Raw genomic sequence first — 24209 nt, 5'->3', positions numbered from 1 at the left:
TACGGAGCACGCTATGTTCAGGGAACGTTTGGGTTTACCCAGATTTGGGCGATTCAGCGCAGCGGCGCTTTTGGCCGTGAGCGTCGCGGCGGCCAGCCTGGTCGCGCCGGGCGATGCCAAGGCTGAGGGGCAACTGCGGATAGCTGAACAGTTCGGTGTGGTTTACCTGTTGCTTAACGTCGCCCGCGACCAGCAACTGATCGAAAAGCATGGCAAACAGGCCGGCATCGATATCAAGGTGGACTGGACGCAACTGTCCGGGGGTTCAGCGGTCAACGATGCGCTGCTCAGCGGCGCGGTGGACATCGCCGGCGCGGGCGTCGGGCCGCTGCTGACCATCTGGGACCGTACGCATGGGCGGCAGAACGTCAAGGCGGTGGCCTCGCTGGGGAATTTCCCCTATTACCTGGTGAGCAACAATCCGAACGTCAAAACCATTGCCGACTTCACCGAGAAGGACCGCATTGCGGTGCCGGCGGTGGGCGTGTCGGTGCAATCGCGCTATCTGCAACTGGCGTCGGCCAGACTGTGGGGTGATGCGCAATATGCGCGGCTGGACAAGTACACCATCAACCTGCCCCATCCGGACGCCAGTTCCGCGATCCGTTCCGGCGGCACCGAACTGACCGGCCACTTCTCCAACCCGCCGTTTCAGGAGCAGGAACTGGAGAACAAGAACGTACACGTGGTGCTCAGTTCCTATGACGTGCTGGGCCCCAACTCCCCGACCCTGCTGTTCGCGACGGAAAGGTTTCGCGAAGACAACCCCAAGACCTACCAGGCCTTCATCGAAGCGCTGGTTGAAGCCTCGGAATATATCCAGCGGGATAAAGCGGGAGCCGCGGACACCTATATTCGCGTGACGCGCTCCAGCATCGACCGCGCACAGTTGACCAAAATCATCGACAACCCGCAGTTCGAGTTCACCATCAACCCGAAAAACACCTACCCATTGGCCGAGTTTCTGCACAGGGTCGGAGCGATAAAGAACAAGCCGGCCTCATGGAAAGATTACTTCTTCCAGGACAGCAGACTGCTGGAAGGCAGTTGACCGACTGCGGCCCGGTCAGCCGACGGGCGCCGCTTCTCTCTCCGCAATCTGCATGAGGCGTGCTTCGTCCTGTTGAAAGACATGGATCATGCGCCGCACGGCGTCGGCATCGACAGAGTTGCCTGCCATGTCGAGCCTGTCGGCGATTCGGGAAAGTTCGACCGCAGACCATTTAAGGTCTGCGCTGATTCCCCTGAGATCGCGGCGGTCTTGAATAGTCGTGGCGTCTGTTGTCATCGCGATCCGGGTCTCTTGCTGCAAAAAAAGATGGCTGTATATCCATACAGCCGGCGAATGTACCCTACCGCTTCCTCCGGTTCAAGCGTGGAACGCCCAGACGCAGGCGCCTGCCGGCTTCGTCTGGCCCGGCACAAATGCCCCGCACCCATGGAACGAGCCGCTGCCGCCATCGTCCAACGCAACGTGACCCGCAGCGGGCAGCACAATCCATGAGCAACGCCGCCCTGCCGCGCAGGCCACGACAATCCCTTCAAGACCCTCACACTTACTGCATGCCGGGTAAAGCTAATGACAGACGCCGTCGATCCTCACGTCACTGCGCTTTCCCCTGACTGGAAAAGAACCGCGGTCGCATCCCCCATCGGCGACAGCGAGATGGCGCTGCGCATCCGCGACCTGGACTGGACAGCGACGCCGTTGGGCCACTTCAGCACGTGGCCGCCGGCGCTGTTTACCCTCGTCGAGATCATCCTGGGTTCGAGCCAGCCCATGTTCGTGGTCTGGGGGCCGGCACATACGCTGTTCTACAACGATGCCTATGTCGCGATCCTGGCCTCCAAGCACCCGGCCGCGCTGGGGCGCTCGTTTCTGGATGTCTGGGATGAAATACGTGCGGATCTGATCCCGATCGTGAACATGGCCTACGACGGCAAAGCGGTCAGCATGGATGACATCACCTTGATGATGCAGCGCAAGGGGTATGCCGAAGAAACGCACTTCACCTTTTCCTACACGCCAGCGCGAGGCAGTGACGGCCTGGTCCAGGGTTTCTTCTGCGCCTGTATGGAAATCACCGCGCAGGTGATGGCCAAGCGCGCCCAGCAACACGCCGAAGAGGCGCTGCGCCGCCTCAACGAAACGCTGGAGCAACAGGTTCAGCTGCGCACATCCGAGCTGAACCGCTTGTGGACAACGTCGCCCGACCTGTTGCTGGTGCTGGATTTCGAAGGCGTGTTCCTGCGGGTCAATCCGGCCTGGACAACCTTGCTCGGCTACCTGCCGGAAGAACTGATCGGCCACCACGTCAATGAGTTCGTGCTGCCGGACGATCACGACCAGACCGTGGACGCCTACACCCTGGCGGCCGCGGGCGGTCTGCCGCGGCTGATCAATCGCTATCGCCACAAGAACGGTGGCGTGCGCTGGATTTCCTGGGTGGCCGCCCCGGCCGACGACGTCACCTTCGCCACGGGGCGCGATATCACTCTGGAAAACGAACAGGCAGCGGCCCTCAAACAGGCCGAGGAAGCCTTGCGCCAATCGCAGAAGCTGGAAGCCATCGGCCAGCTGACCGGCGGCGTGGCTCACGATTTCAATAATCTGCTGACGGTCATCAAGTCGTCCGCCGACATGCTCAAACGGCCGGACCTTCCCGATGCGCGGCGCCTGCGCTACATCTCGGCGATTTCCGACACCGTCGACCGGGCGGCGAAGCTCACCGCACAGCTGTTGGCCTTTGCCAGACGCCAGGCCCTGCAACCTGAAGTGTTCGCGGCCTGCGACAGCGTACGGGCGCTGTCCAGCATGATGGAAACGCTGACCGGCCCGCTGATCGAGATCGTCACCGAACTTCCGGAAGAGCCCTGCTTCGTCACCGCGGACCCCAGCCAGTTCGATACGGCACTGGTCAACATGGCGGTCAATGCCCGGGATGCCGTCAAGGGTCAGGGCCGGGTCACGATCCGCATAGAAGCCGCGGAACAGATGCCGGGTATCCGGGCGCATGCGCCTGTCACCGGTTCCTTCGTGGCGATTTCCATCACCGACAACGGCGGCGGTATCCTGAAGGAACACCTGGACAAGATCTTCGAACCGTTCTTCACCACCAAGAGCGTCGGCCAGGGCACCGGGCTGGGGCTTTCCCAGGTCTTCGGCTTTGCCAAGCAGTCGGGCGGCGAGGTCATGGTGCGCAGCACGCCCGGTGAAGGCAGCACGTTCACGCTGTACCTGCCGCGCGCCGAGAAACCACTGCAGCTTCCGGACGCCGAGAAACTGGAACCTTTGGTGGACGGGCACGGCACCTGCGTGCTGGTGGTGGAAGACAATGTGGAAGTTGGCGCCTTTGCTGTTCAGTCACTGACCGATCTGGGTTATTTGCCGGTGCTGGCCAACAATGCCAAAGAAGCGTTGGCCGAGTTGGCCACCGATGCCGACCGCTTCGACGTGGTGTTCACGGACGTGGTGATGCCCGGCATGAACGGCATCGACCTGGCGCATCTGATCCGGGAACATCACCATGACCTGCCCGTACTGCTGGCTTCCGGTTACAGCCATGTCCTGGCCAAGAACGGCACCTACGGTTTCGAGTTGCTGCACAAACCCTATTCGATCGAGCAGCTATCGCGCCTGTTGCGCAAGCTGGCCACCTGGCAGCGTCGCAAACGCATCCTTGGCCAATGAAGCGCGATCGGGTGCGGCGGCGTCATCTGGCGACGCCGCTGGCTCGATGAGGCAGAACAGGTCCTGAAATCGCGGGACGGCGGCGCGTCGATGGCAATGCGCTCGTAGTCCTGGGATAGCACCACGGGCAAACGACGCGGTTTGTTGATCCTGAATCTCGCCCCGAACCGGGACAGCGGGTCGGCCAGCTCGGCGCGGGCGGTGAGCAGATGCCGGTTGTCGAAGCGAGTCGGCCATCGCCACCCGTCGCCGTCCGCCGCTGGCCGTTCGGTTGTCACCAATGCGTCACATTTTCTCTCTAGCGTCCATGGTTTGAACCCTGCGCACCTGCCGGTATTGCTGTCCGGTGGGCAGAGGTCCGCGCCGGCAATCGTCCTCACGTTGGAGAATGGTCTTGGAAATCGACATCTTCAGAGAATTGCTGGTCCCGGTCATCGGCGGCCTGGGCATTTTCCTGCTCGGGCTGGAGTTCATGTCCGATGGGATCAATAACCTGGCGGCCAATCGCATGCGCGCCTGGCTCGCGAAGCTGGCCGGCACTCCGGTGAAGGGGCTGGCCGCCGGGACCATGATCACCGGCGTGCTGCAATCGAGTACCGCCATGACGGTGATGGTGGTCGGCCTGGTCAACGCCGGCGTGGTGGGGTTGCGACCGGCGATCAGCGTGATCATGGGTGCCAACATCGGCACCACGCTGGGCAACGGCCTGATCGCCATGCCGCTGGGGCCGTTGGGGCTGATTTCCGCGGGCCTGTTCGCGTTGGTCTATGTGTTCGGCAAAAGCGAGCGGACGCGCAACATCGCCCTGGCCGTGATCGGCTTTTCGCTGATTTTCTACGGGCTGAACCTGCTGACCGGCGGCCTGAAACCCTTGCGCAACCTGCCCGAGGTGATGACCGCGATCTCCAGCCTGCAGGCCGACAGCTTCGGCGGCCTGGCGATCTGCGTGCTGACCGCGGCGGGCATCACGGCAATGATCCACTCGTCCTCGGCAACCATCGGCATCGTCATGGGCCTTGGGGCGGCGGGCATTCTGGACTGGCAGACCGCCGTGGCCTTTTCCCTGGGTGCCGACCTTGGCACGACGGTTACCTCCTGGATGGCGTCGCTCAATCTGTCGAAAAACGCCAAGCGCGCGGCCTATGCGCACATCTCGTTCAACTTCATCGGCGTGGCCGTGATGTTTCCGCTGTTCTTCCTGTCGGTGGACGTACTGCAATGGACCATGAGCCTGTTCGGCATGGAGGTCGGAAAATCGGTGATGGTCGACGGCAAGGAGACCTTTCCGCTGGTGCCGGTAGCGGTCGGCCTGTATTCCATCGGCTTCAACATTTTCAATACGGCGCTGATGTTCCCGTTCATCGGGGTGTTCGACCGTGTCCTGTCGCGTATCGGCGCTGGCAGGAGCAGCGAGCAAGACTACGCGGTGCCGCGCTACCTGGATCGCGGGGCGCTGCGCGATGTGAACACAGGCGTTGCGGCGGTGAGCCAGGAGCTGGCGCGCTACACCCAGGGCGCCAGCCTGCTGCTGGCGGCGGCAAGGGGCCAGGCCGACGCGTTGAAGAATGTGGCCGAGCATGAGCAGGCACTCGATACCCTCAGTCAGGAAATCCGCGCCTACACTGCGCAGATGTTCAACAACGATTTGAGCGCGCACGAGACCCATCTGCTGGCGAGCCTGATCGAGGAGCAAGACTTCAGCGCCAGCCTGACCGAAACCCTGTCGCAAATCACCCGACGCATCGAACGTCAGCTGTTTTCCGCAAACGGCCAGGCCATTGTCACGGCGATCCTCGACATCGTGGAACCGGCGGTGAAAAACGGCCCTCAGGGCACCTACCTACCCCACGCCTACACCGGTCAGATCGCCGAGCTGCGTGAGCGCTGCCTGCAAACCGAGCAGAAACTGGGCTGGGACGAACGGGGCGCGATCCTGACACTGCTGGGCAGTGCGGAGCGTGCCTTGAACCTGGTGCAGCGCATCACCGACGAGCGCCGGACAGTGTCCCGCGAACTGGGTCAGACCGAACCGAACCAGGCCGCCGACCATCCGCCCGCCGGCCTGCTCGCCAAACCCGTCTGAGGTCGGCCATGGACCTGTTTTGCGCACAACCGGTTACCCGTCGTCGCCTGCTGCAACTGGCTGGCGTCGGCCTGCTGGGCGGCTTCGCCTTGTCGAGGGCCGTGGCGCAGGATGCATTCGGCCAGGCGTTGCTCAGAGGCGCAGGCTCCACGTTCGTTCTGCCGTTGGTCGAACAATGGCTCAGGCTCTACCGGGGCGGCACGTCAGGCGTCGCGTTCCAGGCAGGCAATGCCGGGCTCGACGACGATGCGCTGGGCCGCGCCGCCCTGGACTACGAGGCCATCGGCTCGCAGGCGGGCCTGCTGCGCCTGCAGGCCAAGGCTGTGGATTTCGCGTTCAGCGAGTTGCCCCTGTCGGCTGCAGAACTCACCCGACTTGAACTGATCCAGATGCCCGTCGTGGTGGGTGGTGTCGCCATCGCCACCCACCTGCCGCGGTTCAAGGACAATCTGCGGCTGGACGGCCCGACGCTGGCAGCCATCCTGCGTGGCGATATCGTTCGCTGGAATCATGCAAGCATTGCTGCGCTCAATCCGAATGTTGCACTGCCCGATCAGACCATCATGCCGATCCACCGCGCAGACGGTTCAGGCACCACTCACACCTTGACCCGCTACCTCGCCACTCAAGACCCCGAATGGCCGGTTGCGATAGGCGTGGACGCGGTGGTTCGCTGGCCGGTCGGCAAAGCCGTGCGCGGCAGCGGCGCAATGGCGCAAACCCTGGCTTCGACACCGGGCAGCATCGGCTACCTCGACGCCGTACAGGCCCAAGCCGCAGGTCTGGGTATCGTTCAACTGAAGAACGGCACCGGACACTTCGTAAAGCCAGACCCCGGTTCCATCGAAGCCGCCATTCAGGCGGTGCCCTGGCAGGCCGGCCAGGACGCCCAGCCGCAGTTCATCAACGCTCCCGGCGCGGCCAGCTACCCGGTGGTCGCCACTGTTCTTGCGGTGCTGAACAGACGAGCCATCTCCAGGCAAGATCGCCGCGCCCGCGCGTTTCTGGCCTGGGCGCTGACCAATGGACAGCATAGCGCTCGCGATCTGGGCTACGTGCCACTGCCCGCTTCTCTGGCGCAGCAGGTTCGTGAGCTGCTGGTGACCTCGGTGCAAAGCCCGCGCTCGCCCTGAGTCAGCCCAGCTGCTGGGCCAGGAACCTGGTCAGCGATCTGGACGGTGCGGGTTCCGACAGGCATCGCCCGGCATTGCGGCCCGTAGACCTGTGGGTTACCGTCAACGGCGATCAGGCGAAACTTGGGCATTCAGGGAGACTCAATGGCAGTTCCGGCACGCATTCGGCCCCATCTCATGGGCATGCTTCTGATGGGTTCGGTCGGGTTGGTGTTCGCCGCTCACGACACGCTTTCCAAGACGCTGATCATGTCGCTGCCGGTGATATTCGTCGCCTGGGTCAGGTACCTGATTCACAGCTGCATCATCAGCACGGTGATTCTGGCCGGCAAACAGCGGGCGCTGCCCAAGACCCGGCGCCCATGGCTGCATGTCTGTCGTGCGCTGTGCCTGCTGGCGGACAGCCTCACGTTCATGTACGGCCTGACCCACGTGCCTCTCGCGGAGTCCACCGCGCTGGTGTTCCTGGCACCTGCCTTCGTCACGCTCCTGTCGCCGCTGGTATTCGGCACGCGAATCGACCGGTCGCAGTGGTTGCCGGTAATCATCGGTTTCGTCGGTGTGCTGGTGATCATCAATCCCCAGGGTCAGGGGTTCACGCCATGGCTGCTGTTCCCGCTCGCTACTGCATTCTTCTTCGCGCTGTACCAGATTCTCACGCAACTGGCGGGCGAAACGGACAGCCCTTCCACCAGCAGTTTTTACGTCGGGGTTTTCTCCACGCTGATCCTGACTGTGTCCGTCCCGTTTTACTGGGCGCAGGCCAGCACGATCCAGTGGGGTCAGTTAGTCGTTCTGGGTAGTCTGGGGCTTGCGGCGCATTTTCTGATTTCGAAGTCCTACAGCTACGCGTCCTCAGCGGTGCTGGCACCGCTGGGCTATTTACAAATCGTCTTTGCGACGCTGTTCGGGATCGTTGTGTTCAGCGACTATCCACCAGCCTCGTCGGTGATCGGCATCGCGCTGGTGCTGCTGAGCGGGTTTCTCGTGTACGCCAGACGAAACCCGGAGCTGAGCGCTGGAACGGCCGGCGGCTGAAGCCTCGCCTCCCACCCGCGCTCACCCTCCGTGCACCGCCTGCGCCGGACACATGCTCCGGCGGGTGCCGGCCTCAGTCGCTTTCCGGCCACTGGTCGTCGGGAATGTCGTAGATATCGCCGTGCGGCACGCCGTCTATCTCGTATTGGGTCAGGTAGTCGCCCAACAGGCTGCCGAACTTGTCCTGGCTCGCCTGTTTCTTGCCCTCCTCGATCAGGCCGGGCAGCAGCAGGGCAAAACCGGCCACCACGCCGGCCGTCATGCCCAGAATCCCGGAGATCGGCGCGAGCGCAGCGCGAATGGCGGTTCTGCCGAGCACACCGGCAGCACCTTCGGCGGCAGAGGAAAGCCCCGCCAAAGCCCCGATGGAGCCGGACGTGATGCTGAACCCACCGGCGACCGTTTCACCTTTGCGGATCGACTGCACGCCGTCGAAAATGCCGTAGGCCCCTGCCACGATACCGGCCAGACCACCGACACCCTTGGCGCCGTCTTCGAGGGTGCTGAGGGTGTCGGTCACCGATTTGGCCGGGTTAGTGAAAAACTGTTTCTGCTGCTCCGTGAGTTTGGCGCCGGCATCCTTCACGTAGGTCTTGAGGTTCTTGGTGCCGCCCTCGGTCAGCAGCGTGGCGCTGAGCACCGAGCCGGTGGTGATATCGACAATGGCGCGTTCAGTCAGCTTGCCGCCGCTCTGCGCACCCTTGGCGATGGTGACACCGGACATGAAGATACCGCTGACGCCGTGCAGCACGCCGCGGTCGGACAGGTCCTTGAGGTCCGGGCTCAGCCAGTCGGATTTCAGTTCCGCCAGGGACTTGGTGCCCTGGCGCAGCACGTCCCAGCTGCCGCGCACGCCCGCAAGCACTTGGTCAGCGGTGGCCACGGTACCGTCCGGGTTGGTCAGCAGTTCGGGGTTGGTCTTGAGGACCTCCTCGATCATCTTTTTGACTTTTTCCTCGTCCAGCTGATCGCCGCCGTCGATACCCAGCGCAGCCTTGAGATCATCGAAGGAACCGTCTTTCATGGCGTTGTCTTTCGCGACACGGCTGAAGTTGTCGCTCAGTTGCGTGTCGAATCCGGCGGTGAACTCCGGGTCCAGCGCGGCGTTGTAGAGCGCCACTTCGCCGGAATAGGTGGCGACTGCTTCCTCGTAACTGCCGGTCTTCATCAGTTCTTCCAGCCGCGAACCCGAGGCCAGAGAGTCCTTGTAGTAATCCTTGAGCGCCCCGGCATGGGAAGAATCGCCGAGCGCTTTCTGGATTTCGCCCAGGTCGTCGATGCCCAGCGCCTCCTGCTGCAACTTGGCGGTCGAGAAAAACTCCGACAGCGCGGCGGTCTGGTCGGTCTTGCCGTCCTTGGTATGGGTTTCCCAGATCTTGTCCAGCGCAGCCCCGGACAGGCTGTCGTCATAATTCTTCTGCACCGCATCCTTGAGCGCCGGATTGCCTTCGAACAGCGTGCTCATCTGGCTGGAGGTGCTTTCGTTAAGGAACTTCACCACTTCCGGATCGCCCTGCAACCGGGCAATGTGGTCGTTGACGTCCTGAAGCAGTTTTTCAGGGTCCGGATGCCCCTGGACGCGGTTGGCAATGCTGACCTTGCCGTAGTCATCACTCCACATCCCGGCGCCTGCGCCGTCGATGATCAATTGCTGGGCCTTGAGCAGATCCTGCAGGACAGCTGCCCGCTCTTCGACGGTGTAGTTCTGGGGATTGTCGAAAACATCCTTGCCCAGCTTGCTGGTGTCCACGCTGGAAGTGGCATTGTTGTTGGCGACCTTGTTAAGGAACAGGATCGCATCGGCGGCCGTCTTCGGGTTATGGGTCTTGACCGAGTTGTTGATGTCGTCCTTGCTCAGTTTGCCGTCCGGAGCGTCCTTGAGCGGGTTTTTGCCGGTCTCCAGTACCGAGAATGCACCCGGCTGCAGCCAGAAGGTGATGGCCTGCTTGAGTTCATCGCTGATGCCGGTGTTTTCGTCGAGGAATTTCTGCAAGGCCTCACGGGTCAGGTGTTTGCCGCTGTCGGTGCTTTTACTGATGATGTCGAAGTTTTCGCTCAACAGCGCGCCATTCTTGGCGATCTCCCTGGACGCCGCGTCGGCATCCGGGTTGGCTTTCAGGAAATCCTTATAGACGCCGGTATCTTCGGCCTTGAACGCGACCGGGCGCAGCCAGGCGTTCAGGTCGTTGTTGCTGATCTTGCCGTCGGCCTTGTTGTCGTGGGCCTTGGTGTCCAGATGATCGAAGAAGCCTTTGTTGTCGAGCAGGAACTGCGCAGCGTCCCGCTCCTCGGCGCTGCGGTTCTCGTCAGCGGCAAATTTGCGCAGGTCCTTGTCACTGACGATGCTGTCCTTGCCGTTCCAGTCGTCCCACTTTTCGCGGATCGTTTCGATGTTCTCGCGGTGTTCTTCGTAGAACGCCTGCTGGTACGCAGGCTGCTGCTTGGCGTCAAGGACAGCCTTGTCAAAGCTGTTGCCGGCGTCGGCCGTCGGCGAGTGGCTGTCCTGAGTAGGGGCATTGATGCGCATGATCGTCCTCTGAAGTCGCTAACGCAGGCAAAGCGTTATGGCCGACCACTATCGGCGCTGGGCGTGACAGGGACGTGACATAGAGGATTTTCCAGCCACCTGCGCAAAAGGCGCCCATGGTCTTTTCCCCTCTAAGCTAATTCCACAAAGATATTGGAAAGCTGTTTTTTATAACGTGAAAATCATTCGCTCCTTAACCGCGAGCGTCGTCCGCGCCGTCATCCCTAATCCAAGAAGAATCCGACATGGCTAAAAGAACCTTCGTTTACCCGCTGCTCTCGGCGTTGGCGCTCACTGTATCGGCCTTCACTGCTCAGGCGGCTTCGCTGACCGTCGGCTATCAGACCGGCATCGATCCGAGCAAGGTGGCCCAGGCCGATGGCGCCTATGAACAGGCCATCGGCGAGAAAATCGACTGGCGGCGTTTCAACAGCGGCCCGGAAGTGGTAACCGCGATTGCCTCCGGCGATGTGCAGATCGGTAACCTGGGCTCCAGCCCGCTTGCCGCCGCCGCGTCGCGCAAGCTGCCTATCGTGGCGTTCATCGTCTCGGCGCAGATCAAGTCTGCTGAAGCACTGGTGGTGCGTAATGGCTCCGGAATCGAAAACCCACAGGACCTGGTCGGCAAAACCATCGCCACCCCATTCGTTTCAACCTCCCACTACAGCTTGCTGGGCGCACTGAAGCATTGGGGCCTGGAAGGCAAGGTCAAGGTGGTCAACCTGCAACCGGCGGAAATCGCCGCCGCCTGGAAACGCGGAGATATCGATGGCGCCTTCGTGTGGTCGCCAGCCCTTGGCGAAATCCGCAAAAGCGGCAAGACCCTCACCGATGCCGCCGAAGTCGGCCAATGGGGCGCGCCGACTTTCGAAGTCTGGGTAGCACGCAAGGATTACGCCGAGAAGCATCCTGAAGTGATCGCCAAATTCGCCAAGGTCACGCTCAATGCATACGCCGATTACGCCGCCAACAAAAGCAGCTGGACCGTCGAATCGGACCAGGTGAAGAAGATCGCCAGGCTCACCGGCTCCAATGTCGCCGATGTGCCGGATCTGCTGGCAGGCTCTGATTACCCGGATGCCAAGGCGCAGCAGAGTTCGACCTTGTTGCAGGCCGGCACGGCCAAGGATATCGCCGCCACTGCGGGCTTTCTCAAGGAACAGGGCAAGGTCGAAAGCGTGCTTCCCGACTACAGCGCCTACGTCAGCGACAAGTTCATCGCCAACTGATTTCTGCACCGGGGAGCCGACATGGCCCAGCTAAAACTCGACCGGATCACCGCCCATTACCCCGGCGCGCCTGAGCCGGTGCTGGCGGACATTTCCCTGACTCTGGGGCCTGAGCAATTGCTGGTGGCCCTCGGGCCTTCCGGGAGCGGCAAGACCAGTTTGTTGAACCTGATCGCCGGGTTCGTGCCCCCGGTCAGCGGGCGCATCACCCTGGATGGCGTTGCGGTCAACGGGCCCGGAGCAGATCGCGGCGTGGTGTTTCAGGACGACGCGTTGCTGCCTTGGCAAAACGTGCTGGCCAACGTCGGATTCGGTCTTGAACTGGCGGGCCAGCCACGCCCGGTACGCGAAGCCCGGGCCCGCGCCCTGCTCGAACTGGTGGACCTTGCCGGTTTTGAGCAACGGCATATCTGGCAGTTGTCGGGTGGGCAAAAGCAGCGTGTCGGCCTGGCTCGTGCGTTGGCGGCCGATCCTCGGTTGCTGCTGATGGATGAGCCCTTCGGCGCGCTGGATGCCTTTACCCGAGAGCAGATGCAGGAGCTGTTGTTGCAGATATGGCAACGCACCCACAAGCCGATTTTCCTGATCACCCATGACATCGAAGAGGCGGTATTTCTGGCCTCCGACCTGATTCTGCTAGCGCCCTCGCCCGGCCGGATCGACGAGCATCTGCATCTGGATTTCGGCAAGCGTTATGCCGCCGGAGAACCGGCCCGGGCAATCAAGTCCGACCCGCACTTCATTGAAACCCGCGAGCATGTGTTGCAGCGGGTGTTCTCCCAACGAAGCGCGACTGCGCGCGAGGAACGGGCATGAGCAGCGTCGAAATAACCCAGCCTGACCTTATCCGCACTGAGGCAGTATCTGTTGCGGCGCCACGCCATGCCCTCAGCACCCGACTGATCAGCATCCTGACGTTCCTGGCGCTGCTGACACTCTGGTGGGCGGTGACCGCCGTCGAGTGGATCGAGCCATTGTTCCTGCCGCCACCTTCGGCCGTGCTGCAAAAAGCCTGGCTGCTGGCCACCCAGGGCTATATGGAATCGACCCTCTGGGAGCACCTGGCCGCCAGCCTTCAGCGAATCGGCCTGGCGCTGGTGGGTGCGGTGCTGACGGCCATTCCGGTAGGCATCGCCATCGGCCATAACCGCATCGCCCGAGGCATTCTCGACCCGCTCATCGAGTTCTACCGCCCTATTCCACCGCTGGCCTATCTGCCACTGATCGTGATCTGGTGCGGCATCGGCGAGCTGTCCAAAGTGCTGCTGATTTACCTGGCTATTTTCGCCCCAATTGCCATCGCCACGGCCACCGGCGTGCGCACGGTCGACCCGACGAAACTGCGAGCGGCACAGTCGCTTGGCGCGACACGCGGGCAACTGATCCGCCACGTCATCCTGCCCAGCGCCCTGCCCGACATCCTGACCGGTGTACGCATCGGCCTTGGCGTCGGCTGGTCGACCCTGGTCGCTGCGGAATTGATCGCAGCCACCAGCGGCCTGGGTTTCATGGTCCAGTCTGCCGCGCAGTTTCTGGTCACCGACGTGGTGGTGCTGGGCATTTTCGTGATTGCCCTGATCGCGTTCAGCATGGAAATGGGCCTGCGCGCACTGCAACGAAAACTGGTTCCCTGGCACGGCCAGAGCCACTGATACGAGATTTCCCATGAGCCTGCACATCACACCCGTCAGCCCGGCACTGGGCGCACGCGTCAGCGGCATCGACCTGTCCGCCCCGCTCGACGCACGCCAGCGTGACGAACTGGAACAAGCGCTGCTGCAATACCAGGTGCTGTTCTTTCGCGACCAACCGCTCAGCCCTCAGGAACATGCGCGCCTGGCCTCGTACTTCGGCGACCTGCATATTCACCCGATCTACCCCAACGTGGCGCAGCAACCCGAGATACTGGTGCTGGACACGGCGGTCACCGACGTTCGCGACAACGCGCTGTGGCACACCGACGTGACCTTCCTGCCGGCCCCGGCCATGGCCGCGATCCTCAGCGCTCGCCACGTGCCGAGCTACGGCGGCGACACGCTGTGGGCCAGCAGCTCGGCGGCCTACGACGCGCTTTCCGAACCGCTCAAACGCTTGCTGGACGGGCTGACCGCCACCCACGACATCACCAAGTCATTCCCGATCGAACGATTCAGCGCCACGGCCGAAGACCTGCAACGCTACGACCAGGCCAAACGCCGCAATCCTCCGCAAAGCCACCCGGTGATCCGCACGCATCCAGCCACCGAGCGCAAATCGCTATTCGTCAACGAAGGCTTCACCACCCGCATCAACGAACTGTCAGCTGCGGAAAGCGACGCAATTCTGCGCCTGCTGTTCAGCCATTCCACCCAACCGCAGTTCACCGTGCGCTGGCAGTGGGAAAAGGACGACGTGGCCTTCTGGGACAATCGCGTGACTCAGCACTTCGCCATCGACGACTACCGCCCGCAACGGCGCATCATGCATCGCGCGACGGTGTTGGGGGATGTGCCGGTTTGAAGTCGCCATGATCCTTGCTGGAGCCAGCAGGGAGCCAAGCGGTCAAACATCACTGCCGCTTCGCGCCAGATCGCCAGCAAGCTGGCTCCCACAAACTTTCAGTGCGCTGACGATAGCGGTCATTCATGTCCTACCGCAGCGCTGTATACAGCACCGTCCCACCTATCAATGACCGCAGCAAATCCTGTGGGAGCCAGCTTGCTGGCGGAAGCGGTTTTGTAAACGTTGAAACAGTCACACCACCTGCGTGCTCATTCCGCAGCCCGGTGGTACACCAGCGTGTCGCACACCCCGAACTTCGCTGAAACGCGATCACCCTTGATCACTTCCAGGCACTCAAACCCTGCCGATTCGGCCAGTCGCTGGCTTGCAATGTTCGCCGACGACACGGTGAGGCGAAGTGGCTGTCCTGCCAGCTCCGATACCAGCGCATTCAGCGTTTCTTTCATCAGACCGGTGTTGGCGTGGGCCTGATTCGCCCAATAACCGATTCCGATACTCCCCGCTTCATCGAGCAACGGCCTGAGTCCGATACAGCCGACCAGTGCCGGGTTTTCGCCCTGTTGCAGGAGAAAGTATTTCTTCTCGCCGGCGTCGGCCGCGAAATCCTGTGTCGCACGCCGAAGCGTCTCGTGGCTGTCCTCCAGGCTCCAGTGAGGTTTGCTCCAGCCGAGAAAATCACTGTGCAGCTCAAAGCTGGCGTTCAGTGCATCCGCCAGTTTTTCAGCCAGCGCCACATCGGGAGCAACCAGCTTTACCCGAGCGGTTTCCAAAGCTGTGGGGAATATCGGTTGCTGCTGAACCGTCTGCACCCAGGCAAACCCTTCGCTCTCAGCAGGCAGCTCCAGCAAGCCAAATACGCTATTCAATGCATCCTCCGGCACTCGCTTGTCAGCGCTGCGCCGTGCATTACGAGAGAGCGCCAACGCAAGCGGCGCCTTGATAAAGATGCCAATGACCGGAAAATCGTACTCCCGGACAATAGCCAGCAACTGTTCCCGATGACGCCTCGCAGGCAATGCCGCGTCGAACACGATTGCCCGGCTGCCCAGCCTGCCGTAGTTCTCGGACACCCATCGCGACTTCCCCGCACCTTGCACACCCATCACCACATACACATGAGTGCCAGGCCGCGCAGTCGACAGCTCACTCCGCAAGCGCGCATAAGCAAGCTCCCACGCCTGACGATTGCGCTCAGGCGTGAACTCCCGGCCGAACTCGGTTTCAAGGTAATCATCGGGGTTGATGACCACGGGCAATTCGTCCGGATGATCAGCGCGACCCTTATGCAGCAGATTGACGTCCGGAACATCTTCACGAGCCCCCTGATCCTTCCACCCTGCACGCTCATAGAAACGCCACGCAGAAAGATTGCTCGGGCTCGCGGACAGCCTCAACGATTGACACCCCTGCCCACTCAGAAATGCCCAGGCGTAGGCTTCCAGCAACACACCCAATCCCTGCCCGCGCGCGCTGGGGACCAGATAGAACAGGTTTACGTAACCCACTGTCGGGTTAGTCGCCACCCGACCCATTTCGATCTGGCCAATGATTTTTTCATCGCGCCAGACGTGCACCACGCAGCCCGGAAGATCATTGGCCTTCTGCTTGAGCCAAATGACATAACGGTCTGCACCTTTGCCGTCGCTCGCGTGAAAACGCTCTGCCGAGCCGAAGGCGCAAACGTTCGCATCGATGCCGAACCGTACGCAGACATCAAGGTGCATTTCCAGATCGACAGGCCTGAACGCCAGAGCTGAAGTGTGGGAGGTTTCCGTCATGGAGTAGGGCTTCCTGTTTACGGGGAGTATTCGTACAGAGGAGGAATCATGAAGGCTGCCGCACACACGTCTAGCACAGTTCATGCCGTACGGATTACATGCCGCTGTTCATCGGTTTACTGATGAAATCAGCGGACACCGCTCTGCTCCGTGCAGGAATAATGTCGATTTGCTGAAGTGTTGTTGCAGCCGCAACACTTCAACTTTACGCAGAGTGCAGCCCGGCTCAAACAACAAAGCCCAGCATTTGCCGGGCTTCTTAGGTGCGCTGGCATCAAGGCCAGGATCGAAAACGCTGATAGCCAAACCGGACTCCTTGCGGTTCTCGGCAACGATCACGGTGCCCGACGATGTGCGGTCGAAGGGCGAAGCGAATTTCGAGTCGATGACTGCGGCGCTGTGAGCGGTGACGACAGCAGGTTGCATTACTTTTCCGGGCTGGCAAAAACGGCGGTGGCGTCATGAATATCGATGCCATTGATACCGGTTCTACGATAGCTCTGGGTTGCGCATGACGCGGCCTCCAGGCGTTTCAGCTCTCCGTGCGAGCGAAAGAAAACCTACCTTTTCAAAAAAACGCTGTGAACACAGCGGCCCTTGGATATAAGCTTATTGTTATACTATAACATCCATATCAGGTCCGACCATGCCCCTTCCTGCGCTTCGCCCGCCGCAATCCCTGGTGAAAAACCGTCTGCTGCCCTACGCACTATGCGTCAGCGGACTAAGCGCCTCCGGCGGACTTTATGGTCAGGTGCCTGAGCAGAAGGCGCCGGTGGAACTGTCTGCGGTGGAGGTTTCCGGCCAGCGCTCAGGCCGCACGACACCTGACAAGCGTTCGGTCGTGAGCACCGATCCGACCGCGCTGCCGGCGTCAGTCACCACCGTCGATGCCGAGCAAATCAGCACCATCAACGTGGGCCGTGATATCTCCAATATCTTCCGGCGTGTGCCTGGCGTGGTTGCCAACAACATCGATCAGGGCGACACCGGAAACGGCTTTCGTATGCGTGGCTTTGCCACTCAAGGCACCCATGGCGCGGACACTGCCGTTTATGTCGACGGTGTGCCGCAGAACATGCCGTCCAGCCAGGGCGGTGCTGGCCATGGCCCGGTGTTTCTGGAGTGGTTGACGCCGGAAATGATCGGCCATCTGAACGTGGTCAAGGGGCCGATTTCTGCGCTCTACGGCGACCAGAACCGTGCCGGCGCCGTCGATATCCAGACGGCCAATGCCCGGGACGTTCAGTCCAGCATCGGCCTGGATATTTCCAGTTTCAAAGGCCGCCGCAGCAACCTGGTCTTGAGCGGTGAAGCCCAGGGCGTCGAATCGCTGCTGGTTGCCGATGTGTACCGTACCGACGGCTACCGTAACGCCACGCGTACCGAACGGGAAAACCTGTTCTGGAAGCTGTCCACTGTGCATGACGACGCCCGCTACAGCGTGCGACTCAACCATTACCGGTCGGAGTCAGCCGGTGCGGGCTACCTGTCGCTGCCGGCCATGGAAGCGGGCCTGAGCCGACGCGCCACGCAGTTCAATAACCCTGGGTTTGGCGACGCGAAACGCACATCTCTGGTGTTCAACAGGGCGCCGGCCGAAGGGGAAGCGGGACTTTACGGGACGTTCTACGCCGAAGATTTCGAGCGCACCCGCGCAATCGCCACCAGCGCCACGTTGCACACCGTCGGCAAGGACGACCGCACGATTTTCGGCGGGCGGATCGCCAATAACCTTGTGTTCGGCGACACGGCGGCATTGTTCGTCGGCGCCGATATGCGGCGGGACAACGGCGATGCGCTGCGCCAGCAGTACCGCGACAAAGCGCCGACCCAGAACTACATCAACGCTTTCGACATGGATCTGCTGACTTACGGCGTATTCGCCCAAGGGCAGTATCGAATCATCGACAGCGTCAAGTTGCTGGCCGGCATTCGTTACGACCGCTTCGATTACGACATCGAGAACATCAAATATCCTGCGGCTACGACTCACTACAGCCGTTCGGTTACCACCCCCAAATACGGCATTGTCTGGAGTCCGCTGCCCAGCCTCGATGTGTTTGCCAACGTCGCCCAGGGCTACCGCTCCCCGGCCGCCGAGCAGATCAGTTCCGGCTCATCCAGCGCCGTGCCGCTGGGTGGCTCGGGCGGCGCGGTGAATGGTGACATCGGCGCAACCAAAGTCCGTTCATACGATGCGGGCTTCACGGTGCGGCCGACCGATGATCTGAGCGCATCGGCGACGCTGTTCTACACCCTCAACGAAGATGAAATCGTCCAGACAGCGCCGCAGGTGTATGAACAAGTCGGCGACACCACGCGCAAGGGCTTGGATCTGGATGTCAGCTACCGCCTGAATCAGCAATACAGCGTTTACGCCAGTTACGGTCGTCTGCTCAAAGCCGAAGTCAATAATCCACCGGTCAACACCGGCTCAAAACTGTCGGTGCCGGAGCATACCTACAAGGTCGGTGCACAATACAAGGATCAACTGGGCGCGGGACAACTGACCCTGAACCTGGACGCCTACCATCTGGACGGTATTGCGTACTACACAGGTACCCCGCAAACCCGTGAAAGGGAAATGCCGCTGTACACCCGCTACGACCTGAAAGCGACCTACGACTACGACCGCTATCAAGTGTCGATGTATGGCATTTTCCAACCCCATCGCTATGGCAGTGAAGTCGCCTATGGCACCAGTACCGGCTTGCTGGTTTCGCCCCAACCGGCATCGCAGTTTGGTGCGTCGGTGCGTTATTACTTCTAGAAACGGCCGCACTCGCAGTACGCAGCACCTGTACGAAACGTTTGACGCAAGGGCACTAAGCTCATTCCTATTAATTATTTAGGGATTGTTTTTTAGATCATTAAGATCGTCGGTGAATCCCCTTCCTTTCGCCAGACAGTGAGCGTGCCATGCCCAGACATTTTGCAATCCCGACCGCCACGCTACGTCGCACGGCGTTGGCCGGCCTGGCTGTCGCCCTGACCTTCTCGTTCGCTCTGACGGCCCAGGCTCGGGAAACGGTACGCATCGGCTACCAGAAATCCTCGACCCTGATCACACTTTTGAAAACCCAGGGGACGCTGGAAAAGGCACTGGCGCAGTCGAACATCGATGTCAGCTGGCATGAATTTGCCAGTGGCCTGCCTTTGCTGGAAGCCTTGAACGTCGGCAATGTCGATATCAGCGCTGACGTCGCCGATACGGTACCCATCTTTGCCCAGGCGGCGCAGGCCAGGCTGACCTACTTTGCACAGGAGGCGGCCTCGCCATCCGCCCAGGCTATAGTGGTGCGCAAGGATTCGCCGTTGCAGCAATTGTCGGATCTGAAGGGCAAGAAAATTGCCGTTACCAAGGCAGCCGGGTCGCACTACCTGCTGATCGCGGCGCTGCACAAAGGCGGCCTGGCGTTTAACGATATCGAGCCTGCTTATCTGTCTCCTGCCGATGCCCGGGCGGCCTTCGAGAACAACAAGGTCGACGCCTGGGTTACCTGGGAACCTTTTCTCACCGGCGTGCAGCGTCAGTTGCCGACCCGCACCCTGGCCGACGGCACCGGGCTTGCGAGTTACAAGCGCTACTACCTGACCAGCACCACCTACGCCAAGGCGAACCCTGAAGTGCTCAAGCTGATTTACGAACAGTTGGGCAAGGCAGGTGCCTGGGTGAAAAGCCACCCGACTGAAGCGGCCAAAGTGCTGGGGCCATTGTGGGGCAACCTGGATGTAGCCACCGTGGAAAGCGCCAATGCCCACCGCAGCTACCAGATACAGCTGGTCAAGGGCGACGAGCTGGGCGAACAACAGAAAATTGCCGATGCCTTCTTTGCAGCAGGCCTGTTGCCCAGAGCCGTGGATGCCAAAGACGTCGAAATCTGGCAACCCTGACCCTTAGCGTTCGCAAGCAGGCCACATCCCGCAGATCCAGTACGACGCGCTGCACAAGCCACCGGGGCGGCGATCCGTCTTGCTGGCGACCATCGAGCCATCGCCGCCAGCCCCGTCGATCACAGCACGCCTTCAACCATTGGCGACGCGTCGCACCACGTTCGGCTCAACCGCCGGAACCTGCGCGCCGCCCTCCACTTCAACCCCAAGCAATTCGAGCAGGCGTGCGCGGATCTGCTGGAACCCTTGCTGACCGGTGTCCCGGGTGCGGGGCAGATCGATCGACAGCTGTTCGGCAACCTTGCCGTTGGCCAGGACAATGACCCGGTCGGCAAGCAGGATCGCTTCGTCCACATCGTGGGTCACCAGCAGCACCGCCGGCGCGTGTTTACGCCATAACTCGATGATCAGCCGATGCATGCGGATGCGGGTCAATGCGTCGAGGGCCGCGAAAGGCTCATCGAGCAGCAACAACTTGGGCTCGCGTACCAGACCGCGAGCCAGGGCCACGCGCTGCGCTTCGCCACCGGACAGCGTGGCCGGATAGGCATCGAGCCGATGGGCCAGCCCCACTTCGGTCAAGGCTTGCACTGCACGCGCCTTGGCATCGGGAATGCGCAAACCCAGGATCACGTTCTTCCAGGCGCGCTTCCACGGCATCAACCGCGGCTCCTGAAACACGGCCGCCCGCGCCACAGGTACTTGCAGTTGCCCGCTGTCAATGCTGTCGAGCCCGGCCAGGCTGCGCAGCAGAGTGGTCTTGCCCGAACCGCTGGCGCCCAGCAACGCGACAAACTCCCCCGGCGCGATGTCCAGATCCAGGCCGTCGATGACGCGCTGCTCGCCGAACTGGCGGACCACATTGCGCAGCTGCACGGGATTGGGCGCTTCGGCAACATTGATGGTCGACATATCAATTCCTCACAAAGGATGGGCGCCAGGCCAGAGCGAAACGCTCCAGGGTGCGGATCAGTCCGTCGATCAGCAAACCCAGAACGCTGTAGATCAGCAGGCAGATAACGATCACGTCGGTGCGCATGAAGTCCCGGGCGTCACTGGCCAGAAAGCCGATCCCGGCGGTGGTGTTGATCTGCTCGACGAACACCAGCGCCAGCCAGGAAATCCCCAGGGAATAGCGCAGCCCGACGAAGAACGAAGGCATGGCGCCGGGCAGAATCACGTGCCAGATAAGCTCGCGGCGATTCAGCCCCAGGGTATTGGCCGCCTCGATCAGCTTGGGATCGATATTGCGAATGCCGGCGAACAGGTTGAGGTACACGGGAAAGGTCGTGCCGGTCACGATCAGGGCGATCTTGGTGAACTCGCCGATGCCGAACCAGAGGATGAACAAGGGCACCAGTGCCAGCGAGGGAATGGTGCGCAGCATTTGCATCGGCGAATCGAGGATCACCTCACCGCGCTTGGATAAGCCAGTGATCAGCGCCGCGACCACGCCGATACCGACACCGATGCCCAACCCGACCAGCGCTCGCTGCAACGACACCCAGAGGTGCGTGCCCAGTTCGCCGGAAATGATCATGGCCCACAACGTGCCGCCAATCTGCGAAGGCGCTGCTATCACACGCTGCGGAATCAGGCCGCCTTGCGAGGCCAGTTCCCACAGTAACAACAGGGCTACCGGGCTGAGCAAGCGCAGGACAGCGTCGGGGATGCGCCCGTTACGCCGCGCTGCCGAACCGCCAGCGGGACGTGCGGGTTTATCGATGGAAAACGTGCCTGCAAGGCTGGCGTTGTCGAGAGACTTTTCGCTCATTCAGGCTTCCTTCCTCAAACAGACGATGGCTGAAAGCGCCATCGATGAACTGCGCCTTCATGCTATTCGCATAAAAAAACCCAGTGAAATTCTATTTGGGCATAAACTAATATGATAAATGATCAGTAATATCCTATTTCAGATCAGTGATTTGCATAATCTTATGGCTTCGGCCGACACTGAAATCCCTGACAGGCCTCACGAGAAATGCACAGAATGAATACATATAAATCGGGATAATTCATTTATTTGATAATAACCATAGAATGAATCGGCATTTCACACCGACTTCCGCTGCGCCTACTTTGGACAGCTCAGACCGACCCCCTGCCAGGTGGAGGCTTTCATCCCGTCCAGACAACGACAAGGAACTCTTCCATGAGCATTGAATTCATCGGCTACATTGGCGGCCATCACGCTTCGGAAATCCACCCACGCAGCGGCCCGGTCCTGCAACCCGATTACGTTGAGAAAGTCGCCCACGCCCATGAAGAAGCCGGGTTCGACCGGGCCCTGATTGCCTTCCACTCCAACAGTCCGGACAGCACGCTGATTGCCTCGCATGCTGCCGGCGTGACCAAAAAGCTCAAGTTCCTGATCGCCCACCGTCCTGGCTTCGCCGCTCCGACGCTGGCCGCTCGCCAGTTCACCACTCTGGACATTTTCAACGGCGGGCGCACTGCCGTGCACATCATTACCGGCGGCGATGATCGCGAATTGCGGGCCGATGGCAGTTATCTCTCCAAGGACGAGCGTTACGCGCGCACTGATGAATACCTTGATGTCGTGCGCCAGGAATGGACCAGCGAAAAGCCCTTCGATTATCAGGGCAAGTATTACCAGGTCGAGGGCGCGCATTCGGCCGTGAAGTCCCTGCAACAGCCTCACATTCCGCTGTACTTCGGCGGCTCGTCGCAAGCCGCCATCGAAGTGGCAGGCAAGCATGCCGATGTCTACGCGCTGTGGGGCGAGACCTACGAGCAAGTGCGGGATGTGGTGAACCGCGTGCGGGCCGAAGCCGCCAGGCACGGTCGCCGCGTGCGTTTCAGCCTGTCGCTGCGACCGATTCTGGCCGACACCGAAGCCCAGGCCTGGGAGCGTGCCGAGCGTATCCTGCAACAGGCCACGGCACTGGCCGAGGGCAATGGCTTTGTGCGGCGCGAACCGCCCAATGAAGGATCGCGCCGTCTGCTCGCCGCCGCTGCGCAAGGTTCACGTCTGGACAAGCGACTGTGGACCGGCATCGCGGGCTTGCTGGGTGCGCAAGGCAATTCAACGTCACTGGTTGGAACGCCAGAGCAGGTCGCCGAAGCGCTGCTCGACTATTACGACCTGGGCATCACCACCTTCCTGATCCGTGGCTTTGACCCGCTGGACGATGCCATCGACTACGGCAAGCGCCTGATCCCCTTGACTCGAAAACTGGTGGCGGAACGCGAGCGGCAGGCGGCGGGAAAAGTCGCCTGAGCCGGCCAGCGCGGTAAAGGGGTGGCCTGGCGGCAAACCCCTTTTTCGAACGCGCTAGGCGGCGCGCCCGACCTTTTGCAGCGAGGCGGCCACCAGCCGGCCGAATGCATCCACCGGGGCCTGCATATTGCCGAGAAAGCGTGGGTAGATCAGCCACAGGTCCATGACCGGCTTGAAATCCTTGAGCGGCACCACCGCCAGCTGTTCGAAATGGATGCTGCGCTCCAGCAACGGGCGCGGCACCAGCCCCAGGCCGACGCCCTCGGCCACCAGCCCTAGTTGGAGTTCGGTGCCGAACGTTTCCAGATTGACCCGCATGCCCAGCCCCTGTTCCGACAACGCGCGCTGCAGTCCGGCCCGGAAGCCGCAGCCGTCCGGATTCAAAACCCAGCCATTGTGGTAGACATCGGCCAGCTTGCACGGCCGCTTGGGCATCTGCTCCCTGGCACATACCACCAACAGTTCCATCTTGCCGATGGACTCACCGACGATGTTGTCCGGGAAGATCTTGCCCGCCGGGAACAGCGCTGCGGCTGCGTCCAGTTCCCCGCGCTCTATATTGCCCACCAACTGGCTGCCCCAACCTGTCGCGACCTGAGCGCGCAGTTCCGGGTATCCGACGCGCAATTGCTTGAGGGCATCGAGCAGCACCACATCGCCGATGGTTTGCGGAACGCCCAGGCGCAGCACGCCGGTGGGCGGAGCGTCGGTGGCCACCAGTTCACGCAGCGCATCCATTTCCCGCAGGATCAGACGGCACTGTTCATACACCCGCGTGCCGATCAGGGTCGGGCGCAGCGGCTTGGTGTTGCGGTCGAACAATTCCACGCCCAGCGCCTGTTCGAAGTTCTGCACTCGTCGCGTGATGGCCGGCTGAGTCAGTTGCAGCGACTCGGCGGCATGGCTGATGGACTGGCAGCGAATCACCTCAACGAAGGCATCGATATCATCAATTTTCATTTGGTCCGCACATAGATAGCAGTCGATAAGATGTTCAAAAAGCATAGATTCATTGCTGCGGGCCGAACAGCACACTCCGCGACTGATAACAATAAAGCCTGTCAACGTCAGCTTTAAATGCTTTTGAGCT

Annotated in this window: 19 protein-coding genes; 12 read left to right on the top strand and 7 right to left on the bottom strand. The window is 61.3% G+C overall.

The annotated features are described in order from the left end of the window. Window positions 1-13 precede the first annotated feature (13 nt). Window positions 14-1051, top strand: coding sequence for an ABC transporter substrate-binding protein (locus EGJ27_RS00940; RefSeq protein ID WP_125828806.1), 1038 nt, complete (start codon window positions 14-16; stop codon window positions 1049-1051). A 15-nt stretch (window positions 1052-1066) separates the two neighbouring features. On the opposite strand, the gene EGJ27_RS00935 is transcribed toward EGJ27_RS00940, so the two are convergent. Beyond that, window positions 1067-1288 carry a hypothetical protein gene (locus EGJ27_RS00935; protein WP_125828804.1) on the bottom strand — a complete coding sequence of 74 codons (222 nt, stop codon included), beginning with the start codon at window positions 1286-1288 and terminating at the stop codon, window positions 1067-1069. Between the two features lie 291 nt (window positions 1289-1579). On the opposite strand from EGJ27_RS00935, the gene EGJ27_RS00930 reads away from it, so the two are divergent. From EGJ27_RS00930 to EGJ27_RS00915, 4 genes are all read left to right on the top strand, one after another. Continuing rightward, the gene (locus EGJ27_RS00930) at window positions 1580-3691 is read left to right on the top strand and encodes a PAS domain-containing sensor histidine kinase (RefSeq protein WP_218568040.1); all 2112 of its coding nucleotides are present in this window, start codon (window positions 1580-1582) and stop codon (window positions 3689-3691) included. Window positions 3692-4085: 394 nt separating this feature from the next. Continuing rightward, window positions 4086-5774 carry a Na/Pi cotransporter family protein gene (locus EGJ27_RS00925; RefSeq protein WP_125828802.1) on the top strand — a complete coding sequence of 563 codons (1689 nt, stop codon included), beginning with the start codon at window positions 4086-4088 and terminating at the stop codon, window positions 5772-5774. Window positions 5775-5782: 8 nt separating this feature from the next. Beyond that, window positions 5783-6907, top strand: a complete 1125-nt coding sequence (pstS, locus tag EGJ27_RS00920; RefSeq protein ID WP_125828800.1) for a phosphate ABC transporter substrate-binding protein PstS — start codon at window positions 5783-5785, stop codon at window positions 6905-6907. Window positions 6908-7051: 144 nt separating this feature from the next. Further along, window positions 7052-7945, top strand: coding sequence for a DMT family transporter (locus EGJ27_RS00915; RefSeq protein WP_125828798.1), 894 nt, complete (start codon window positions 7052-7054; stop codon window positions 7943-7945). Between the two features lie 73 nt (window positions 7946-8018). On the opposite strand, the gene EGJ27_RS00910 is transcribed toward EGJ27_RS00915, so the two are convergent. Beyond that, window positions 8019-10472: a type III effector HrpK domain-containing protein gene (locus tag EGJ27_RS00910; protein WP_125828796.1), complete on the bottom strand. Its 2454-nt coding sequence runs from the start codon at window positions 10470-10472 to the stop codon at window positions 8019-8021. A 245-nt stretch (window positions 10473-10717) separates the two neighbouring features. On the opposite strand from EGJ27_RS00910, the gene tauA reads away from it, so the two are divergent. The 4 genes from tauA to tauD are packed head-to-tail and all read left to right on the top strand — an operon-like array spanning window position 10718 to window position 14200. Beyond that, on the top strand, window positions 10718-11701 hold the full coding sequence (gene tauA, locus EGJ27_RS00905) for a taurine ABC transporter substrate-binding protein (protein WP_125828795.1): 984 nt from the start codon (window positions 10718-10720) through the stop codon (window positions 11699-11701). Between the two features lie 21 nt (window positions 11702-11722). After that, window positions 11723-12517 (top strand): taurine ABC transporter ATP-binding subunit, encoded by a 795-nt coding sequence (tauB, locus tag EGJ27_RS00900; RefSeq protein ID WP_125828793.1) that lies wholly within the window; start codon window positions 11723-11725, stop codon window positions 12515-12517. Beyond that, window positions 12514-13353, top strand: coding sequence for a taurine ABC transporter permease TauC (gene tauC, locus EGJ27_RS00895; RefSeq protein ID WP_256672605.1), 840 nt, complete (start codon window positions 12514-12516; stop codon window positions 13351-13353). Before tauB ends, tauC begins: the two co-directional genes overlap by 4 nt. Before the next feature lie 13 nt (window positions 13354-13366). After that, a complete protein-coding gene (gene tauD, locus EGJ27_RS00890; protein ID WP_125828791.1) occupies window positions 13367-14200 on the top strand; it encodes a taurine dioxygenase in 834 nt (277 codons plus the stop codon). Window positions 14201-14451: 251 nt separating this feature from the next. Here the strand turns inward: tauD and EGJ27_RS00885 are convergent, their stop codons facing one another. Together EGJ27_RS00885 and EGJ27_RS00880 are read right to left on the bottom strand one after the other, a co-directional pair. After that, window positions 14452-15981, bottom strand: a complete 1530-nt coding sequence (locus EGJ27_RS00885) for a GNAT family N-acetyltransferase (RefSeq protein WP_158619310.1) — start codon at window positions 15979-15981, stop codon at window positions 14452-14454. A gap of 108 nt (window positions 15982-16089) precedes the next feature. After that, window positions 16090-16407, bottom strand: coding sequence for a hypothetical protein (locus EGJ27_RS00880; protein ID WP_125828788.1), 318 nt, complete (start codon window positions 16405-16407; stop codon window positions 16090-16092). Window positions 16408-16627: 220 nt separating this feature from the next. Here EGJ27_RS00880 and EGJ27_RS00875 point away from each other — a divergent pair, with 220 nt between their 5' ends. Both EGJ27_RS00875 and EGJ27_RS00870 read left to right on the top strand, forming a co-directional pair. Next, window positions 16628-18754: a TonB-dependent receptor gene (locus EGJ27_RS00875; RefSeq protein ID WP_125828786.1), complete on the top strand. Its 2127-nt coding sequence runs from the start codon at window positions 16628-16630 to the stop codon at window positions 18752-18754. 149 nt (window positions 18755-18903) lie between these two features. After that, window positions 18904-19878: an aliphatic sulfonate ABC transporter substrate-binding protein gene (locus EGJ27_RS00870; protein WP_125828783.1), complete on the top strand. Its 975-nt coding sequence runs from the start codon at window positions 18904-18906 to the stop codon at window positions 19876-19878. 132 nt (window positions 19879-20010) lie between these two features. Here EGJ27_RS00870 and EGJ27_RS00865 read toward each other — a convergent pair whose 3' ends face one another. Both EGJ27_RS00865 and EGJ27_RS00860 read right to left on the bottom strand, forming a co-directional pair. Continuing rightward, a complete protein-coding gene (locus EGJ27_RS00865; protein ID WP_125828782.1) occupies window positions 20011-20790 on the bottom strand; it encodes an ABC transporter ATP-binding protein in 780 nt (259 codons plus the stop codon). A 1-nt stretch (window position 20791) separates the two neighbouring features. After that, window positions 20792-21652 carry an ABC transporter permease gene (locus EGJ27_RS00860; protein WP_125828780.1) on the bottom strand — a complete coding sequence of 287 codons (861 nt, stop codon included), beginning with the start codon at window positions 21650-21652 and terminating at the stop codon, window positions 20792-20794. 378 nt (window positions 21653-22030) lie between these two features. Between EGJ27_RS00860 and EGJ27_RS00855 the strand changes: the two genes are divergently transcribed. After that, complete coding sequence (locus EGJ27_RS00855) at window positions 22031-23119, top strand: LLM class flavin-dependent oxidoreductase (RefSeq protein WP_125828778.1); 1089 nt, start codon at window positions 22031-22033, stop codon at window positions 23117-23119. A gap of 54 nt (window positions 23120-23173) precedes the next feature. Here the strand turns inward: EGJ27_RS00855 and EGJ27_RS00850 are convergent, their stop codons facing one another. Further along, window positions 23174-24079 carry a LysR family transcriptional regulator gene (locus EGJ27_RS00850; protein WP_125828776.1) on the bottom strand — a complete coding sequence of 302 codons (906 nt, stop codon included), beginning with the start codon at window positions 24077-24079 and terminating at the stop codon, window positions 23174-23176. Between the last annotated feature and the right edge of the window lie 130 nt (window positions 24080-24209).

This window comes from Pseudomonas sp. v388, assembly GCF_003935425.1.
Taxonomy (GTDB): Bacteria; Pseudomonadota; Gammaproteobacteria; order Pseudomonadales; family Pseudomonadaceae; genus Aquipseudomonas.
Note: the sequence above shows the minus strand (reverse complement) of the source record. Positions and strands in the feature narration are given on the sequence as shown.

Excerpts from the sequence above, each read along its gene's own strand:
- EGJ27_RS00865 (WP_125828782.1), bottom strand. The coding sequence starts at position 20,790 with ATGTCGACCATCAATGTTGCCGAAGCGCCCAATCCCGTGCAGCTGCGC.
- tauB (WP_125828793.1), top strand. The coding sequence starts at position 11,723 with ATGGCCCAGCTAAAACTCGACCGGATCACCGCCCATTACCCCGGCGCG.
- tauC (WP_256672605.1), top strand. The coding sequence starts at position 12,514 with ATGAGCAGCGTCGAAATAACCCAGCCTGACCTTATCCGCACTGAGGCA.
- EGJ27_RS00915 (WP_125828798.1), top strand. The coding sequence starts at position 7,052 with ATGGCAGTTCCGGCACGCATTCGGCCCCATCTCATGGGCATGCTTCTG.
- EGJ27_RS00855 (WP_125828778.1), top strand. The coding sequence starts at position 22,031 with ATGAGCATTGAATTCATCGGCTACATTGGCGGCCATCACGCTTCGGAA.
- tauD (WP_125828791.1), top strand. The coding sequence starts at position 13,367 with ATGAGCCTGCACATCACACCCGTCAGCCCGGCACTGGGCGCACGCGTC.
- EGJ27_RS00870 (WP_125828783.1), top strand. The coding sequence starts at position 18,904 with ATGCCCAGACATTTTGCAATCCCGACCGCCACGCTACGTCGCACGGCG.
- tauA (WP_125828795.1), top strand. The coding sequence starts at position 10,718 with ATGGCTAAAAGAACCTTCGTTTACCCGCTGCTCTCGGCGTTGGCGCTC.
- EGJ27_RS00850 (WP_125828776.1), bottom strand. The coding sequence starts at position 24,079 with ATGAAAATTGATGATATCGATGCCTTCGTTGAGGTGATTCGCTGCCAG.
- EGJ27_RS00880 (WP_125828788.1), bottom strand. The coding sequence starts at position 16,407 with ATGCAACCTGCTGTCGTCACCGCTCACAGCGCCGCAGTCATCGACTCG.
- EGJ27_RS00860 (WP_125828780.1), bottom strand. The coding sequence starts at position 21,652 with ATGAGCGAAAAGTCTCTCGACAACGCCAGCCTTGCAGGCACGTTTTCC.
- EGJ27_RS00935 (WP_125828804.1), bottom strand. The coding sequence starts at position 1,288 with ATGACAACAGACGCCACGACTATTCAAGACCGCCGCGATCTCAGGGGA.
- EGJ27_RS00875 (WP_125828786.1), top strand. The coding sequence starts at position 16,628 with ATGCCCCTTCCTGCGCTTCGCCCGCCGCAATCCCTGGTGAAAAACCGT.
- pstS (WP_125828800.1), top strand. The coding sequence starts at position 5,783 with ATGGACCTGTTTTGCGCACAACCGGTTACCCGTCGTCGCCTGCTGCAA.
- EGJ27_RS00910 (WP_125828796.1), bottom strand. The coding sequence starts at position 10,472 with ATGCGCATCAATGCCCCTACTCAGGACAGCCACTCGCCGACGGCCGAC.
- EGJ27_RS00940 (WP_125828806.1), top strand. The coding sequence starts at position 14 with ATGTTCAGGGAACGTTTGGGTTTACCCAGATTTGGGCGATTCAGCGCA.
- EGJ27_RS00930 (WP_218568040.1), top strand. The coding sequence starts at position 1,580 with ATGACAGACGCCGTCGATCCTCACGTCACTGCGCTTTCCCCTGACTGG.
- EGJ27_RS00885 (WP_158619310.1), bottom strand. The coding sequence starts at position 15,981 with ATGACGGAAACCTCCCACACTTCAGCTCTGGCGTTCAGGCCTGTCGAT.